The organism is Natrinema salinisoli (assembly GCF_020405205.1).
In the GTDB taxonomy this organism is placed as follows: domain Archaea; phylum Halobacteriota; class Halobacteria; order Halobacteriales; family Natrialbaceae; genus Natrinema; species Natrinema salinisoli.
The window spans coordinates 2,206,884-2,224,116 of record NZ_CP084469.1; the positions used below are offsets into that span (position 1 = coordinate 2,206,884).

Annotated in this window: 15 protein-coding genes; 13 read left to right on the forward strand and 2 right to left on the reverse strand. The window is 66.5% G+C overall.

The window, feature by feature from the left end; all coding sequences use genetic code 11:
* Positions 1–437 precede the first annotated feature (437 nt).
* The 11 genes from LDB05_RS10965 to LDB05_RS11015 all read left to right on the forward strand — a co-directional run bounded on the left by LDB05_RS10965 (position 438) and on the right by LDB05_RS11015 (position 13,704).
* Entirely contained in the window at positions 438–1,199 is a 762-nt protein-coding gene (locus LDB05_RS10965; RefSeq protein ID WP_226004029.1) for an ABC transporter ATP-binding protein, read from the forward strand.
* Positions 1,189–2,472, forward strand: a complete 1,284-nt coding sequence (locus tag LDB05_RS10970; protein ID WP_226004030.1) for an ABC transporter permease — start codon at positions 1,189–1,191, stop codon at positions 2,470–2,472. The genes LDB05_RS10965 and LDB05_RS10970 overlap by 11 nt, the downstream gene beginning before the upstream one ends.
* Positions 2,469–3,701 carry an ABC transporter permease gene (locus tag LDB05_RS10975; protein WP_226004031.1) on the forward strand — a complete coding sequence of 411 codons (1,233 nt, stop codon included), beginning with the start codon at positions 2,469–2,471 and terminating at the stop codon, positions 3,699–3,701. The genes LDB05_RS10970 and LDB05_RS10975 overlap by 4 nt, the downstream gene beginning before the upstream one ends.
* A 127-nt stretch (positions 3,702–3,828) precedes the next feature.
* Complete coding sequence (locus LDB05_RS10980) at positions 3,829–4,401, forward strand: hypothetical protein (RefSeq protein ID WP_226004032.1); 573 nt, start codon at positions 3,829–3,831, stop codon at positions 4,399–4,401.
* 68 nt (positions 4,402–4,469) lie between these two features.
* Entirely contained in the window at positions 4,470–7,310 is a 2,841-nt protein-coding gene (locus LDB05_RS10985; RefSeq protein WP_226004033.1) for a DEAD/DEAH box helicase, read from the forward strand.
* 132 nt (positions 7,311–7,442) lie between these two features.
* Positions 7,443–9,470 (forward strand): PAS domain-containing sensor histidine kinase, encoded by a 2,028-nt coding sequence (locus LDB05_RS10990; RefSeq protein ID WP_226004034.1) that lies wholly within the window; start codon positions 7,443–7,445, stop codon positions 9,468–9,470.
* A 261-nt stretch (positions 9,471–9,731) separates the two neighbouring features.
* The gene (locus tag LDB05_RS10995; RefSeq protein WP_226004035.1) at positions 9,732–10,538 is read left to right on the forward strand and encodes a protein sorting system archaetidylserine decarboxylase; all 807 of its coding nucleotides are present in this window, start codon (positions 9,732–9,734) and stop codon (positions 10,536–10,538) included.
* 657 nt (positions 10,539–11,195) lie between these two features.
* Positions 11,196–11,387 (forward strand): hypothetical protein, encoded by a 192-nt coding sequence (locus LDB05_RS11000; RefSeq protein ID WP_226004036.1) that lies wholly within the window; start codon positions 11,196–11,198, stop codon positions 11,385–11,387.
* Complete coding sequence (locus LDB05_RS11005; RefSeq protein WP_226004037.1) at positions 11,387–11,530, forward strand: hypothetical protein; 144 nt, start codon at positions 11,387–11,389, stop codon at positions 11,528–11,530. The genes LDB05_RS11000 and LDB05_RS11005 overlap by 1 nt, the downstream gene beginning before the upstream one ends.
* 261 nt (positions 11,531–11,791) lie before the next feature.
* Entirely contained in the window at positions 11,792–12,886 is a 1,095-nt protein-coding gene (locus LDB05_RS11010; RefSeq protein WP_226004038.1) for a PAS domain-containing sensor histidine kinase, read from the forward strand.
* Between the two features lie 128 nt (positions 12,887–13,014).
* On the forward strand, positions 13,015–13,704 hold the full coding sequence (locus LDB05_RS11015) for a YqjF family protein (RefSeq protein ID WP_226004039.1): 690 nt from the start codon (positions 13,015–13,017) through the stop codon (positions 13,702–13,704).
* Between the two features lie 32 nt (positions 13,705–13,736).
* Here LDB05_RS11015 and ilvA read toward each other — a convergent pair whose 3' ends face one another.
* Positions 13,737–14,948, reverse strand: coding sequence for a threonine ammonia-lyase (gene ilvA, locus LDB05_RS11020; protein WP_226004040.1), 1,212 nt, complete (start codon positions 14,946–14,948; stop codon positions 13,737–13,739).
* 257 nt (positions 14,949–15,205) lie between these two features.
* Complete coding sequence (locus LDB05_RS11025; RefSeq protein ID WP_226007899.1) at positions 15,206–15,622, reverse strand: gamma-glutamylcyclotransferase family protein; 417 nt, start codon at positions 15,620–15,622, stop codon at positions 15,206–15,208.
* 113 nt (positions 15,623–15,735) lie between these two features.
* Between LDB05_RS11025 and LDB05_RS11030 the strand changes: the two genes are divergently transcribed.
* Together LDB05_RS11030 and LDB05_RS11035 are read left to right on the forward strand one after the other, a co-directional pair.
* Entirely contained in the window at positions 15,736–16,788 is a 1,053-nt protein-coding gene (locus LDB05_RS11030; protein ID WP_226004041.1) for a DUF7490 domain-containing protein, read from the forward strand.
* On the forward strand, positions 16,785–17,165 hold the full coding sequence (locus LDB05_RS11035) for a DUF8060 family membrane protein (RefSeq protein ID WP_226004042.1): 381 nt from the start codon (positions 16,785–16,787) through the stop codon (positions 17,163–17,165). The genes LDB05_RS11030 and LDB05_RS11035 overlap by 4 nt, the downstream gene beginning before the upstream one ends.
* Positions 17,166–17,233 lie beyond the last annotated feature (68 nt).

The following is a 17,233-nucleotide window of genomic DNA, read 5'->3' on the forward strand; positions in this document are numbered from 1 at the left end:
GCCTCCGTTCGGTCCGCTCGATCGAGGTCGTGTGTGCCACCATCTCATTGCTCGTCTTCGACGTGCCCGTGGAAATCGTTTGGGTCAGTAACGGCTGCATTTCAGGACTGCTGGTCCCCAGCAGCGTCTTCGTCTCGAGTCTGAGCCGGCAACCGTCTCGCCGAATCGGATACGGTGGCGAGTCGACGTGATCGGTCGCTAACGTGTACGCGCTCGTTTCAGCGCCGGTTCAGCACGCAACGCGTCCCTACCGTAGCGGTGCCCCCTCGAGCGCTCGAATGCGGTTCGACGGGAGGGACAGTCGCTGACTCCACACTATCGCTGTCGGCTGTGATCCGCTCGTGATCGCAGGAAACCGGTTAGCAGTCGTCTGAGTGGGGTAACCGGGTCGAAACAATGAGTCAGTGTGGCGTTCGATCGGAGTGAGACCGTTGGGGATGTTCAACTACACAGTACGCGGTTCGCGATCGCCGGTGCGGGATCGGGCGGGTGAACGCGAATCGACGACGGCCGTTCGGCTCGACGGGGTAACCCACGAATACGGAGCGAGCGGCGGCCGACTCCGCTCGAGTGACGAGCGGACGGTGACTGCGCTTCGCGACGTCTCGATCGAGGTCCCGATGGGGACGACGATCGGGCTCGAGGGGCCGAGCGGAAGCGGGAAGTCGACGGTGTTACACGCGGTCGCGGGGCTGCTCGTCCCGACGGCAGGCAGGGTGGAACTGCGGGGGACCGACATCGCGGCGCTGTCGGACGCGGAACGGACGCGAGTGCGGCGACACCACATCGGAATCGTGTTCCAGCGGTTCCACCTCCTGCCGTCGCTGTCCGCGCGCGCGAACGTCGCGTTGCCCCTCGTCCAGTCCGGCCTCCCGCGATCGGACCGGCGAGAGCGCGCGACGAACCTGCTGCACGACGTCGGTCTCGGTGATCGCATTACGCACCGTCCCGGCGAGCTCAGCGGCGGCGAACGACAGCGAGTCGCGATCGCACGAGCGCTGGCCACGGACCCGGACGTGATCGTGGCCGACGAGCCGACGGGCGAGCTCGACACGGCGACCGGAACGGCGGTCCTCGAGTTGTTGACCGACATCGGACGCGATCGGGCGGTGGTGGTCGCGTCGCACGACGAGGCGACGCTCGACGTCGCGGATCGCGTGATCACGCTGTGTGACGGACGGGTGGACGATGTCAGATGAGGGCGACGAACTGCCCGACGACGTCGGTTCGGGCCGCCGGGCGCGCTGGCGGGGCATCGTCGGATTGACGCTCTCCAGATGGTGGCAGCGAGCGACGCGAACGACGGTGAGCCGAATCGCATCGACGATCGCCGCCGTCGCGCTGACGATCGCGCTGCTGGTCGTCGTGACGGGGATCGCACTGGCGCTCGCCGACGGTGGCGTAGCGAACCAGGACGACGCCGACGTCCGTATTACGCCCGAAGAGGGCGGTACGCTCTCGTCCGTCGACGGAGTCGAAGGACCGCGCCTCGGCGCGACCAACGACCGGGCCGCGACGATTCGGTCACACGACGGCGTCGAGCACGCATCGCCGGTGTTGCTCGAGACGGGACAGCTCGAGTCCTCGGACGGCGACCCCCGAACCGTCCGTCTGGTCGGTGTCGTTCCGGACGACGAGCCGCGGACCATCGCCGGCCTGTCGACGGCCGATCTCGAGTCGGGTGATCCCCACTACGCGAACGGGTCGTACAGCGGTCCACGGACCGGTGAAATCGTACTCTCTTCGACCGCGGCGGAGCGGCTCGATGCGTCTCCGGGCGACGAGCTCGCGGTTTCGACGGGTCCGGGCGGGCGGACGAGTAGTGCCGCTCCCTCGGTGCGGGTGACGGCCGTCGCGGACGAGGGGGCGAGCGGATCCGACGCGCCGATCGCACTGGTTCACCTGAGCGAACTCCAGTCCGTGTCGGGTGCCGACGACGGGCAACTCGCCGATCGGGTGCTCGTCTGGGGCGAACCCCGGGCGGCCCAGTCGGCGGCTACCGACGCGTATCCGGCCGCCGCAGTCGAGGTCGCTGGGGGAACCGATCCGTCGTCGCTGTTCGACGACGGGCTGGCGTTCGCGACGAGCGTGATCGCCCTGCTGGTCAGCGTGACGATCTGTGCGTCGTTCGTCGCGACGACCATGGGGATGACCGTCGACGAGGACCGGCAAATGCTCGCCGTCCTCGAGTCGGTCGGCTTTCCGACCTACAGCCGCCTCGCCGTCGTCGCAGTGTCGACGGGAATCACGACGTTGGGAGGGTCGATCGTCGGAATCGGTGTCGGGATGATCGGAATCGTCGGGATCAATACGATCGCCGGCGGGACCGTCGCGCCGGGGGCGGTCGCCCACTTCCATCCGCTGTTCGTGCCGTACGCGATCGCCGTCGCGCTCCTCTCGGGACTGGTCGCCGTTCCGTACCCGCTTGCCGTCGCCGCGCGAACGTCCGTCCTCGAGGAGGTGAACCGATGACGGGACGCGGGCTGGCGATCCGAACGCGGGCGGTCGTCGGAATCGCCGTCGCACAGCTCCGGCAGTCGCCCGGTCGAACCGCGCTGACCGTCCTCGCGGTCGCGCTGGCCGTGCTCTCGGTGACGGTGCTCGCGAGTCTCGGCGTCGGCGTCGTCGAGAAGGGAGAGCAGGGATTAGACAGTGCCGACCGGGACATCTGGATCTCGAGCGACCCGGTCGATCCGGCCGCGAGCGGAACCGAAAACCCCATCGTGGGTGCCCACAGCAAGTCCACGGCGATTACTGCCCGGGACGACATTCAGAGCGCCTCTCCGATCGCGATGTACGACGTTTACGTCGGCCCGAACGGATCGGCGCTGGAACGCAGGCCCGCAGTCGGCGTTCAGGAGACCCACGACGGGTTCGACTTTCAGGAGGGACGGGGATTCCAGGTCGACGCGGAGACCGCCGCCAGTCCACCGCCAGAGGAGCCGGAGATGGGCGAAATCGTAATCGATCCGCGAGTCGCCGACGCGCTGAACGTCTCGGTCGGCGACACGATACACGTCGGAACCAGCAGGCAAACGGCACTGACACACGAGTTCACCGTCGTCGGGATCTCCAGCTACTACTCGCAATATCTCGGGTCGCCGACGGTGACGGTACCTCTCGGGGACCTACAGGCCGTCGCCGGCACGTCGGGCACCGACCGGGCGACGTTCATCACCGCCGACGTGACGGACGACGTCGATCGAGCCGTCGTCGCGAGCGAGTTGCGCGAGGAGTATCCCGAATACGACGTCAGAACCAGCGACGAACAGGTCTCGTCGATGATCGAGGAGCGAACGATCGTCCTCGCCAGCGGTGCCACGCTGGTCGGCCTCGCCGTCGTCGGCGGCGTCGTCCTGACCGCGAACCTGTTCGCGCTCGTGGCCCGCCAACAGCGCGAGCAACTCGCGGCACTCCGGGCGATCGGCCTCTCTCGGCCGCTCCTCGCCGGGACGATCGGGTCGCAGGGCCTCGCCATCGGCCTGCTCGGCGGCCTCGTCGGCCTCGCGGCGACGCCCGCGATCGTGTTCGCCCTCAACGGGTTCGCGGCGTCCGTCCTCGGCTTCGAGCGGCTGCTCCGGACGACGCCAGCGGTCTATCTCGGCGGATTCGCGCTCGCGCTCGTCGTCGGGACCGCCGTCGCGCTCGTCGCCGGGTGGCGAGCCGGCCGCTACGCCCGTATCGAGCACCTCGAGATCTAGCGCGCGACCGGCGGGCGTCGCCGTCGCTCGAGAGACGGACCGAGTCGTATTCCGGCACCGTTTCGGTCGATTCGTGCCGGCCTGAGCACCCCGAACCCACTTCCCATCTGAACGCGTACGGCTACTAATGAGAGTTCGAACACCGGCCGGCGATCGAGCGCGCTCGGCGTCCGAAACGGGATCCGCGGCCGACGGTTCGTCCGGGTGGCATCTCGTCAGACACATCCTCGGAGCAGTCGGGGTTCTCGTGGTTACCTACCTCGTTATGCGAGTACTCGGTCCGCGGGACGACGTCCCCATCCAGTCCGTCGACGAGGTTCGAGCCGAAATGGGAGACATCGTTCCCGACGACGTTCAGAGGCTGGCTGCGGACGCCGTTCCCGACGATCGATCGATCGATACGATTCGGAATCGAACCGGTGGTGCCGTCCCGACCGATATCACGGACCTCACCGACGCGATCGAGGGCAACGACGAAAGCGAGAGTACTGCACTCGACGAGGCGGCACCCAACGCCGACTACGCCGACGACCGATCGGACCACGAGATCGCAGAGCGCACCGAGCCCGACGTTCGAGAGGAACCGCCAGCACCGGGGGAGATGACGGTCGACGAAGACCTCCCGGAGGACCTCACTGACGCCGATACCGAGACGATGGACGAATCCGACGACGAGACCGACACCGAGTCCGAGGAGTGAGCCGAGCCCCCGCGCCGAAGACAGCGGAAACGTGGCCCTTATCCGCCGTTCGTCCCTAGCGCGTTCCGATGACTGACGGGGACGTCGCGGCGTTTACGCACCTCGGCTCGACGGTTCGAGGCGCGCTCTCCGAACGCGGGTTCTCCCAGCCGACGGCACCGCAGCGACTGGCGATTCCGCCGCTGTCGGCAGGCGAAAACACGCTCGTGATCGCGCCCACCGGGAGCGGCAAGACCGAGACGGCGATGTTGCCCGTCTTCGATCACCTCGTGGCAGGTGACGGCCCCCCGGAGGGCTTCGGCGCGCTCTACGTCACCCCGCTGCGAGCGCTCAACCGCGACATGCGCGAGCGCCTCGAGTGGTGGGGCGACTATCTCGATCTCGAGGTCGACGTCCGCCACGGCGACACGACCCAGTACCAGCGCGGGAAGCAGGCCGAGGACCCCCCGGACGTGCTGGTCACGACGCCCGAAACCCTCCAGGCGATGCTCACGGGCGAGCGGCTCCGCGAGGCGCTCGAAGACGTCTCCCACGTCGTGATCGACGAAGTTCACGAACTCGCGGCGTCGAAGCGAGGCGCGCAACTGGCGATCGGCCTCGAGCGACTCCACGACCTCGCCGGGCGGTTCCAGCGGATCGGGCTCTCGGCAACCGTGGGCGATCCCGGAGAAGTGGGGCAGTTTCTCACGGGCGGCCGGCCCTGCGAGATCCGGGAGATCGACGTGGGGAGCAACGTCGACGTGACGGTCCGCGAGCCTGAAATCACGACGGAAGACGAGCGATTGGCGGGCGAGCTCATGACCGAAGCCGACACGGCGAGCCACGTCCGGCAGATCCGAGATCTGGTCGAAGAACACGAGTCGACGCTGATCTTCGTCAATACGCGGCAGACGGCGGAGGCGCTGGGATCGCGGTTCAAGGAACTCGGCCTCCCGATCGGCGTGCACCACGGCTCGCTCTCGAAGGAGGCCCGGATCGACGTCGAGGACCGGTTCAAGGCCGGCGAGATAGACGGTCTGTTGTGTACGTCCTCGATGGAGCTCGGGATCGACGTGGGGCAGGTCGATCACGTGATCCAGTACAAGAGCCCGCGGCAGGTCACTCGGCTGCTCCAGCGGATCGGTCGCGCGGGTCACCGACAGGACGAGGTTTCGAGCGGCACGATCGTGACGACCCGTCCCGACGATACGTTCGAGGCGCTGGCGATCGCTCGTCGGGCCCGCGACGGCGAGGTCGAGCCGGCGGCGATCCACGAGGGGAGTCTGGACGTGGTCGCGAATCAGTTGCCGGCGATCGTCCAGAGCCGCGGGGACACGTACGTCGAAGAGGCCGTCGAGACCGTGACGCGGTCGTACCCGTTCCGCAACGTTCCGGAGGGAACGATCCGCGAGATCATCTCCGAACTGGATCGGAATCGGATCCTGTGGTTCGACGAGAGCGAGGATCGCATCGAGACCACCGGCGGTACCTGGCAGTACGTCTACGCCAACCTCTCGATGATCCCCGACGAGGAGACCTACGAGGTCCACGACATCGCCTCGGGGGGGCAGATCGGGACGCTGGACGAGCGGTTCGTCGTGAATTTCGCCCAGCCCGGGGAAGTGTTCATCCAGCGCGGCGAGATGTGGCGGATCGCCGAGATCGACGACGAGGAGGCCCGGGTCAAAGTCAGCCCGATCGAGGACCCCGCCGGCGAGGTGCCGTCGTGGATCGGCCAGGAGATCCCCGTCCCCGCCGCGGTCGCGGGTGAGGTCGGCGAGATCCGGGCCGTTGCGGAACCGCAACTCGAGACGGGAGCCGACGCCGCTGCAGTGGGTCGGGAACTCGCACACCGGTACCCGTCCGACGAGTACACGCTCACGGAAGCCTGCACGCAACTCGAGGACCAGATCGACAGCGAGTCGCCGATGCCGACGGCCGATCGACTCGTGCTCGAGCGACAGGGGCGAACGATCGTGCTCAACGCACCCTTCGGTCACACGGCGAACGAGACGCTCGGTCGGATACTCTCCGCACTGCTGGGTCAGCGCGCGGGGTCGTCGGTCGGGCTCGAGACCGATCCCTACCGGATCGAACTCGAGGTGCCGAACTCGATCGCGACCAGCGAGGTGGTCGAGGTGCTCGAGGAGACCGATCCCGACCACGTCGAGGCCATCGTCGAACTCGGGCTCAAGCGCTCCGACGCCCTGGCGTTCCGCCTCGCCCAGGTCTCCGCGAAGTTCGGCGCGCTCAAGCGGTGGCAGAACCAGGGATCGGGCCGCATCTCGAACGACCGGTTGCTGTCGGCGCTCGAGGACACGCCGATGTACGAGGAGGCGATCCGGGAGGTGTTCCACGAGGATCTGGACGTCGACCGCGCGAGTTCGGTGCTCGAGGGGATTCAGTCGGGCGCGCTCGAGTTGGTGACCCACCGCGGGCGGACGCCGATCGGGCTCGGTGGGCGATCGTCGGGCGGGAAGGAGCTGCTCGCGCCCGAGAACGCCGACGCGAGCGTCATCAAGACGGTTCGGGAGCGGATTCAGAACGATCGGGTCATCCTGCTCTGTACCCACTGCACGGACTGGAAGGTGAAGACGAAGGTCAAGCGGGTCCGCGACCAGCCGGAGTGTCCGGAGTGCGGCTCGACTCGGATCGCGTCGCTGAACCCGTGGGCCGACGAGGTCGTCCGGGCCGTCAGGGCTCAGGAGAAAGACGACGAGCAACGGGAGATGACCGAACGCGCTTTCCGGGCCGCGAGCCTCGTCCAGAGCCACGGGAAGCAGGCCGTGATCGCGATGGCCGCCCGCGGCGTCGGTCCGCACAACGCCGCACAGATCATCAACAAGCTCCGAGAGGACGAAGACGAGTTCTACCGGGACATCCTCTCGAAAGAACGCGAGTACGCGCGGACGCAATCGTTCTGGGACTGACCGACGGGAGGCGGTCGCCGAACGGCGGCGATGCTCCGACCCGATCCCAACCCTTTCGAGTCGCTAATTGAAAGAAAACGGACTTCTCGGGCAGTCACAGCCCTTATCTACGCTACCACCGAAGCCACGACGATGGAACGAGGTCCGCCAACCGACCCGTCCGCCACCGAGGACGGGGACTCCTCCGGTTCGGTCCCCGGCCGGACGCGAGGACTGCTCGAGGCGGCCGACGTCGCGTGGTTCCGAGCGACGGCGGCCGGGTCGATCGTCGCGGCCAACGACGCGTTCACCCGATTGACGGGGTACACGCCGACTGACCTCCGCGAGCGGTCGCTCGACGCGCTGTTCGACGACGCGACCCTCGAATCGCTCCTCGCGAACGCCGAGTGCGACTCGCCGACGTCGGAACCGGTCTCGATCCGGACGAAGACGGACAGGGTCCCCTGTACGGTCCACCTCGAGCGACGATCCCGGGACGACACCGACGGTGAGCCGTCGATCACCGGTATCGTCCGCCGTCGAGACGTCACGGCCCGGTCGGCGGTGGGGTCCGAGTCGGACCTCACGTACGGCCGAACGTTCGAGGCGCTCGCCGACGCGCTCCCGGACGGCATCATCGTCCTCGATACGAACAGCGACGTCCAGTACGCCAACCCCGCCGTCGAACGCATCCTCGGCTACGACCCGGACGAACTCGTCGGTTCGAGCAAGGTCAAGATCATTCCGGAGCGCCTGCGCCAGACCCACCTCTCGGCGCTCCAGCGGTACCTCGAGACCGGCGAGCGACACATCAACTGGACCTACGTCGAACTCCCGGGCCAGCACACCGACGGGCACGAGGTTCCGCTCGGCGTCTCGCTGAACGATTTCACGTACGACGGCGACCGCTATTTCGTCGGCCTCTTCCGGGACATCTCCCCGCGGAAGGAGGCCGAACGCACCCTCACGGAGAAGGTCGTGCAGCTCGAATCGGTCTCCTACCTCGGCCGCCACGCCCTCGAGAGCACCGACATCGACGACTTGCTGGGGAAGGCGTCCGATCTCGTCGCGGCCGCGCTCGACGCGCAGTACGCGGCCGTCTTCGAACACGAGGGGGCGGCTCCCGACGGGGAGGCGCTCCGGCTTCGAGCCGGTGCCGGATTCGAAACCCCGGACGGCGCGACCGCGTCCGTGACGGACTCGATCGCCGCCGCTACGCTGGCGGGCGAAGGCCCCGTCGTGATCGAGGATTTCGAATCCGACGAGCGGTTCGACGGACCGTCGCTGTCCGACGATCGCGACGTCCGGAGCGGCATCACCGTCACTATCGGACCGGCGACGGATCCGTGGGGCGTCCTCGACGTCTACGACACCCGGACGCGGGAGTTCGCCGACCACGACGTCGACTTCCTCGAGAGCGTCGCGACGATCCTCGCGACGGCGATCGAACGGCAGGGATACGAGCGCCGGCTCAACGAAACGGTCGCGGAGCTCGAGGCCTCGAACGAACGGCTCGAGCAGTTCGCCTACGCCGCCTCTCACGACCTCCAGGAGCCGCTGCGGATGGTTTCGAGCTACCTGCGACTGATCGAGGACCGCTACGCCGAGGACCTCGACGCGGACGGCCGCGAGTTCATCGACTACGCCGTCGACGGAGCCCAGCGGATGCGCGAGATGATCGACGGCCTGCTCGAGTTCTCCCGGATCGACTCGCAGGGCGATCCCTTCGAACCCGTGGACCTCGACGCCGTCCTCGAGGACGTCCTGACGGATCTTCAGATGATGATCGATCAATCTGACGCCGAGATCGCGGTGGATCCGTTGCCCGAGATTCGGGGCGACGCGAGCCAACTGCGCCAGCTGTTCCAGAACCTGCTCTCCAACGCGATCGAGTACAGCGGCGACGGGTCGCCGCGGGTCCGCGTCGCCGCCGAGCGGACGGGCGGGGAGTGGGAGATTTCGGTCGCGGACGACGGCATCGGCATCGACCCCGACGATCAGGATCGCGTTTTCCAGGTGTTTCAGCGACTGCACAGCCGCGAGGAGTACGACGGGACCGGAATCGGGCTCGCGATCTGTCGGCGCATCGTCGAGCGCCACGGCGGCCGCATCCGGGTCGACTCCGAACCCGGGGAGGGCACGACGTTCACGTTCACGATTCCGGCCGCTGGTTCGCGATAGCGCGGCCGATGTCGTCTCCTCGATTCCCGATGAGCGAGGTCCACAGCGCGGAGCCGGGGTCATTGGGGCCCGCCGTGGACAGCGATCCCGATCTACAGGCGGAGCAGGCCGAGTGCCTCGGGGCTTGACCCCGAGGCGGTTCACGACGCCCCACGGGGACGGTGACCTCTGTTACTCACCGAGACTCATACTGTCGGAACGCCGTTCGCTCACCGCAAGTGATCCGTAACGGCCATACGATTCGCTCTCGTTACTGCCCCTATGAACTTCGCGCCGGGGGCCTGGAAGTACGCCGTCATTCCGTTGCTCGCAGCCCCGTTCGCACTGATCATCAGCGTCACAGCGAGCCTCATCGCGCTCGCGGCCGGCGTCGGAACCCTCGCCTTCTTCCGCGACCCCGAGCGCACCCCGCCGCCGACCGGCGTCGTCTCGCCGGCCGACGGGACCGTCTCCGTCCTCCGGGAGGAGGGCGACCGCGTCCGGCTGGGCGTCTTCATGAACGTCTGGCACGTCCACGTCGTCCGCGCGCCCTTCGAGGGTCGCGTCACCGACGTCGAGCACGTCTCCGGCGCGAATCGCCCCGCCTTCTCGAAGGAGTCCGATCGGAACGAGCGCGTCCACGTCCGCCTCGAGACCGAGTCGCCGAACCTGCCGTCCGCCGACGACGAGGCGGTGACGAGTGCGGACGACAGCGAGGAACCGATCGCGGACGGTGACGAACCAACCGCGGACCGCGACGAGCTGACCGCGGAGGACGGCCCGACCGCCCACCCCGACGAACCGGACTCCGACGCCGAAGTCACGCTGATCGCCGGCGCGTTCGCCCGCCGCATCCACCCCTACGCCGAACGCGGCGACGACCTCGAGCGCGGCGAGCGCATCGGCCACATCGCCTTCGGCAGCCGCGTCGACCTGCTCTTCCCGCCCGCTGTGGATCTCGAGGATATCGCGGTCGAAACGGGCGACTCGATGACCGCTGGGGAGACCGTGGTGCTCGAGTCCGGTGCCGGTGGGATCGGTGGTGGGTTCGACCTCGAAACCGGGTCCGATTCCGGGCTCGAAAGTTGACGAAGTAGTACTGCCTGTCCGAATCTTCACCTCCGGAAGCTTTCGGTCGTATCAAGATCCGCAGCCTCCTCGAAGGCCGTCCGTTCGCGTTCGATCTCCCCGAACGGTTCGACGACGGTTTACGGACTACGTCTCTTTCTAGACCGATTAATCGGCGTGCGGTGGCGCGCGCTGTGTCGCGGTTCGCCAACGGCGAACCGCAGAACGAACCTGCGCGAGGGATGAGCGAACGCCGGTAGGCGTGAGCGAATCGGTTGGGGAGGGCGTGGCGATTCCTTGCAGCCAGTGTGAGCAGAATATTCGTCTCAATCAGATCGATCCATCAGACTTCTCCTGTTCACCAAGCCCATCGAGCAGATTTCAAACACGGACCTGCACCGGATTTCCCTGGAGCCAGCGGAATAAATCCACCACCGAAAACAATAGTTATAAGTGATAACGAGGTGACGATTAATCCGGAGGCCACGTCTCCGATAGGGGGCGTGCGTAAACGCCCCGGGTGCTGATGACACCCGAGACTGGCTTCCAAACCCAACACACGGGTTTCCGGAAGCATGATTCCGTACATTCTACCGGGATATAAACGTCCCGCACGACAGCCGAATCGCCAGACGCGACTAATCCCGATGCCGAGCACTGGCTTGAGGCGCGATCACGATGGCTGACGAGTCCGACCCGCTCGAGGACCGCCCGTCGTCCCAGCCGGACTGTCCCACCTGCGGCGAGCCCGTCAGCATCGTGACCGCCAGCAGCCCGCACAGGGGCACCGCCTACCCCTGTGGCTGTGCGGTGGATCCGGTACTGCTCACGACCGACCACGAGGACCGCGGGCTGGGGACGGGGAACTGATGACCGGTCCTCGAGCCGATGAACCGAAGCGCTGTCCCGACTGCGGTGCAGTGCTCCCGCTCCGCGATCCGATCGTCGGCTGGTGGCTCTGTGACGATTGCGAACTCGGAATCGACGAGAACGGCGAGCGAGTCACGGAATAACCATCATTCGCGCCTTTTCGTGTAACGATCTGGGTGAATGTACTGCTTATACGCGTTCAGCCCGAACCGGTATCCGAGCGGTTTTGCACAGTCTGTCTCCCGTCTGCCGAGGGAAGGAGAGACGTGTCGTGGGACGGTCAGCGGCCGATCACAGAATCAAATCCATGATATCCACCATGTCCGACCGTCGCGTCCGAACGAGTCCCGACGGCCTGCTGGAATTCGTCCCGTCGAAAACACCCCCGTCAGCATGGAGGTGTCATGGACTCCCCGGATCCTGAGGCGTTCGTCCCCGCAGCGGTCGATACGCTCCCGATCAACTTCGCGATCCTCGACGAGGAGGGGACGATCCTGCACACGAACCAGGCGTGGCAGCAGTTCGGCGAAGCGAACGCCGTCGAACCTCGACCGGATTTCATCGGCACCAACTACCTCGAGATCACCGAGCAAGCAGAAACCGAACCCGGACGGGCCGCCGCCGTCGGGTTGTCCGAGATCATCGCGGGCGAACGGGACCTGTTCGAGCTCGAATATCCGTGTCACTCCCCCGACGAGCGACGGTGGTTCCTCATGCGAGCGGCACCGTTTACCGCCGGCGACCGACGGTACGTCGCCGTCGCACATTTCGATATCACCGACCGACACGAGTACCAGCGTCGGCTGGAACGGTCCAACGAGCGGCTCGAGCAGTTCGCGTACGCGGTTTCCCACGACCTGCAGGAGCCGTTGCGCATGGTCACGAGCTACCTGCAACTGCTCGAGCACAACTACGGCGACGACTTCGACGAGGACGCCGCGGAGTTCGTCGAGTTCGCCGTCGACGGGGCCGAACGGATGCGGGAGATGATCGACGGCCTGCTCGAGTACTCGCGGATCGAAACCCAGGACGACCCGGACGAGGCGGTCGATCTCGAAGCCGTGCTGGACGACGTCCTGACGGATCTCGGTTTGCGGATCGAGACCGCCGACGCCGACATCACCAGCGAATCGCTGCCGACCGTCACGGGCGATGCCGGCCAACTCCGGCACGTCTTTCAGAACCTGCTGGACAACGCCATCGAGTACAGCGGCGAAGGGGCGCCTCGAGTGCGGATTTCCGCGACGCTCGAGGGGGAGGAGTGGGTCGTCTCGGTCAGCGACGAGGGGATCGGGATCGACCCGGCGGACGCGGATCAGGTATTCGAGATGTTCCAGCGCCTCCACAGCCAGGAGGAACACGCCGGGACGGGGATCGGTCTCGCGCTGTGTAAGCGCATCGTCGAACGCCACGGCGGCGAGATCTGGGTCGAATCCGACCTCGAAGACGGAGCGACGTTTTCGTTTACGTTACCTGCGGAACGCGATCGTACCGAGTGACGATCGCGTCCCGATCAGCCACACGGCGTTCCGAACGAGATCGACGCCAGCTCTGCCCCTCTGCGTATTCGCGATTCGAAAAGCGGCCGGGTCCAAACAGATATTCGGACGCAATCCTACGTGTTCGTATGGTCCTTCCGCTCGAGATGGGGTGGCGGCAGCTGTTGTTCGAGAACTGGCCGGTTGATCCGGCCGTGATGGACGCCCACCTTCCCGAGGGGCTGGAGCCCGACGAGTACGACGGCTCGGCGTGGCTCTCGATCGTTCCGTTCACCAACGTCGCCGTTCGACCGAAGAGACTCCCCGAATCGCTCGGTATCCGGCTCCCCGAGCTCAACGTCAGAACGTACGTCACTCGCGACGGGGTCCCCAGCGTCTACTTCTTCAGCCTCGACGCACAGGGTATCGCGAGCGTGCTCGGCGCACGGGTTTTCCACCACCTGCCCTACTACTACGCGCGCATCTCGCTGGCGTGGGAGGACGGACGGGTCAGGTTCAGGAGTCGCCGTCGCCATCCGGGTTCGCGGCCGGCTCACTACGAGGCGACGTACTGGCCGACCGGCGAGCCGTTCTCGGCACCCGAAGATCCGTTCGGGAACTTCCTCGTCGAGCGCTATCGGTTTTACACGGAGGCACAGGACGGATCGATTCGGTACACGGACGTCGATCACGACCCCTGGACACTGTATCCGGCCGCCGCGGAAATCGAGACGAACACCCTGTGGTCGGCACACGGGTTCGACCGACCGGACGCGGACCCGGTGTACTACTACAGTCCGGGCCTCGACGTGGTCGCATCGCGGAGCAACCGGCTGTAACCTCCTACTCACGCTTCCCGACGTACCCGAGATCAGGCGAGCACGTCGACCTCGTACCCCGCTTCGCGGAGATCCGAGAGGAAGGCGTCGACGTGGTCCGGGCCGCGCATCTCGAGTTCGATCTCGACTTCGGTGTCGCTCATCTCGACCTCGCGGGAGGTCCGGTCGTGGTGAATCGCGTAGATGTTCGCGCGGTGAGCGGTGAAGATGTCCAGCAGGTCCTCGAGCGCGCCCGGTCGATCCTTCAGCACGGTCCTGATCTTCAGGTACCGGCCGGTCTCGACGAGGCCGCGGACGATGACGTTGGTGAGCGTGTTGAGGTCGATGTTACCGCCGCAGAGCGCCGGGACGATGACCTCGTCCTCCTCGTAGTCGAAGTGCTCGAAGAGGACGGCGGCGAGCGCGACTGCACCCGCGCCCTCGACGAGGGTCTTCGAGCGCTCGAGCAGGTAGACCAGAGCGACGGCGATTTCGGGGTCGGAGACGGTGACGACTTCGTCGACGTACTCCTGAATGTAGGGGAAGGTCTGCTCGCCGACGCTGCGGGTCGCGATGCCGTCCGCGATGGTATCGACGCCGTCGAGGGAGACCCGTTCGCCCTTTTCGAGGGACGCCGCGGCACTCGAGGCTCCCTCGGCCTGGACGCCGATGACGCGCGCCTCGGGTTTCTGCTCCTTGATAGCGGTCGCGATGCCACTGATGAGGCCGCCGCCGCCGATCGGGACGACGACGGTTTCCACGTCGGGACAGTCGTCGAGGATCTCGAGGCCGATCGTGCCCTGTCCGGCCATAATATATTCGTCGTCGAACGCGTGGACGTAGGTGCGGCCTTCCTCGCGTTCGATCTCGTGGGCGCGCTCGGCGGCCTCGTTGTAGTCCCGCCCGGAGAGGACGACCTCCGCGCCGTAGCTCTTGGTCGCCTTGACCTTCGAGATCGGCGCGTGTTCGGGCATGACGATCTTCGAGTCGACGCCGGACCGGGTGGCCGCGAGCGCGACGCCCTGGGCGTGGTTGCCCGCGCTCGCGGTGACGACGCCCGCGTCCTTCTGGGCCTCCGAGAGCGTCGCGATCCTGTTCGTCGCGCCCCGGATCTTGAACGCGCCCGTCCGCTGGAAGTTCTCCAGTTTCAGGCGAATATCGGCACCGGTCATCGACGAATAGGTGTGCGAGTGCTCGAGCGGCGTGTGTCGGGACGTCTCCCGGACCCGCTCGCGCGCCTCGAGAATATCGGCGAGTTCGAGCATATTGCCGTCTACTCACCGGACAGTGTAAGGATTACTGTCGGAGACTGGGAAGGGCCATCGGCTGGCCCCACCCGACCCCGACAGCGATGTGCTGTCAAACCTGGACAGCACGACAGGGAATACAGGGAATGCACGGCGTGTGACGTGCAACTGGAGAAGGGTACCGGGACTATATAAATCTCATGCACCCGCGGCGGAAGTGAAACCGCAAGACTGCGACGGGGTGACGCCGGTGTCTGACGGAGGGAAGACGGGCGTCATTCGAGCGTTTGTCCGACAGTAACGTCCTGTGAAACGAATCTCCGAACGCGGTCCCGAAGCTGACCGTCTCCCGGCCACGTCACGTCGACCTCGAGTTCGTCCGGATCACCGACGTAGATCCAGCAGGGTTCACCCGTTATTTCGGTCGCGGCCGGGACCTCGATTCGGACGTAGAGCCCCCTATCGACCCCCTCGTAGCGATCGAGTCGAGCGAGAGCCGTCTCGTCGACCGTGAGCAGTCGCCCGTCGACGCTGCCGCCGGGCGCGAGCGTCGGATACCGACCGTCGACCCGGTGCAGTCCCTCGAGCGTCGCAGGACCGACGAACGCGTCCGCTGCGGTCGATCGCGTCGTCTCGAGGACGGAGGAGACCCGTTCCGGCTCAGTCAGGGTGCCGTAGACGAAGACGAACACGCTAGCCCGTTTTCCGTCCGGCCCCTTGCTCGTGGTGCTTCGATCGCGCTGTCGGCCGATCGTTCCGCGCGAATTACACAAAGCACTTATAGGGAACATTAGAGGAATCTTTCATGAACCGCGAGTCCCTCCTGGCCGTTGCGACGCTCGTGGTCGTGATCGGTGCGGTCACGACCCTCGCCCTCGCCGGGGCCGTGTCCGACCCCGCCGACTCCGAGACGGCGGCCGACGTCGAGCCCACCGGTCACGTGTCGCTGACGGAGATCACGATCAGTGCCGACGAGGTTACCGGTGGTACCGCCACACTCGCCGTCGATACGCACCTCGCGCACCGCGGCGACCCCGCCGAGAACGTGACCGTCGTCCACCGGGCGACCGACACGAAGACCGGCCTCGTGGAGAACACCACGAAACGCGCGGTCCAGACGATGGACGACGACGCCGAGGTCGTCGTCTCGGATCGGCTCTCGATCCCCCGGGAGAGCAGTTACGAGATCGAGACGTTCGTCTATCGGGACGGAACGCGGACCGAGTCGGCCAGCCGCTCCGTCGACGGCGTCGATGCGCTGACGCCCGCTTATGCCGATACTGACGTCGAGTTCCACCGCTTCGGAGGCAGCGCCGGCGGGAGTCTCGCCGACGTCCCGGCGATCGGCTACTCCATCGCGTCGACGACCGACGACACGGCGACGCTGGAGGTCGACAGCTACCTCACGAATACGGGCGACGACACCGAATCCGATCTCGAACTCGAGGTGAGCGCTCGCCAGTCGGGTTCGAACGTCGTCGCCGACACCGCGACCGTCGACCTCTCGGCGATCGAGCCCGGGAAGACCGCGTTGCCGACGGTCGAACTCGAGGTTCCCCAGGAGTACGACTACTACCTGGACGCGGTGCTCTGGCGGGACGGCACCATCGTCGGCACGAACCGCGCGGTCGCCAACCTCGGGCCGGGTTCGCTGTCCGTCGACGAAACGGCCAGCGACGGCGGACTCGAGGTGAGCGACTTCGAGGGCGGTTCGGATCGGCGGGCGGACGACGGCGCGGCAGGTGACGATTCCGAAGATAGCGGGGCCTCGAGCGCCGACGGAACACCCGGCTTCGGCGTCGGCGTCGCCGTCGCTGCACTGCTCGCGACACTCGCGCTCGCACGGAGGTACCAATGACTGATACACCCACATCGACACCGACGGAGACCGAGACGACGACCGACATCGAGGACGGATGGACGACCGACCAGCCGGACCAGCAGGAGGAAGAGGAGACGACATCGACACCAACCGGGTCGAACGTCACCGCTGGGATCGATCCCCGCTCCGAGACGATTCGCCGCTATCTCGCCTGGGGCGGACTCGGTATCTGCTCGCTGCTGGCCGTCTTCGCGCTGATCCAGTTTTACGGAAGCGTCGGCGCGACCATCGACCTCTGGGTCGATCCAAAGTACCAGCCGATCATCCGCGCCGCGTTCAACCTCGCGGTCCTGCTGACGTCCCTGATCGGCGTGTCGCTGCTGGTCCGAGAGCTGAGCGGCCAGGGCGACTGACCGTCGCGAGGCTCCATCCCACTGCGGTTCGATCGCCGTCGCTCGAGTCGCGGACGGCTTCTGCCGAC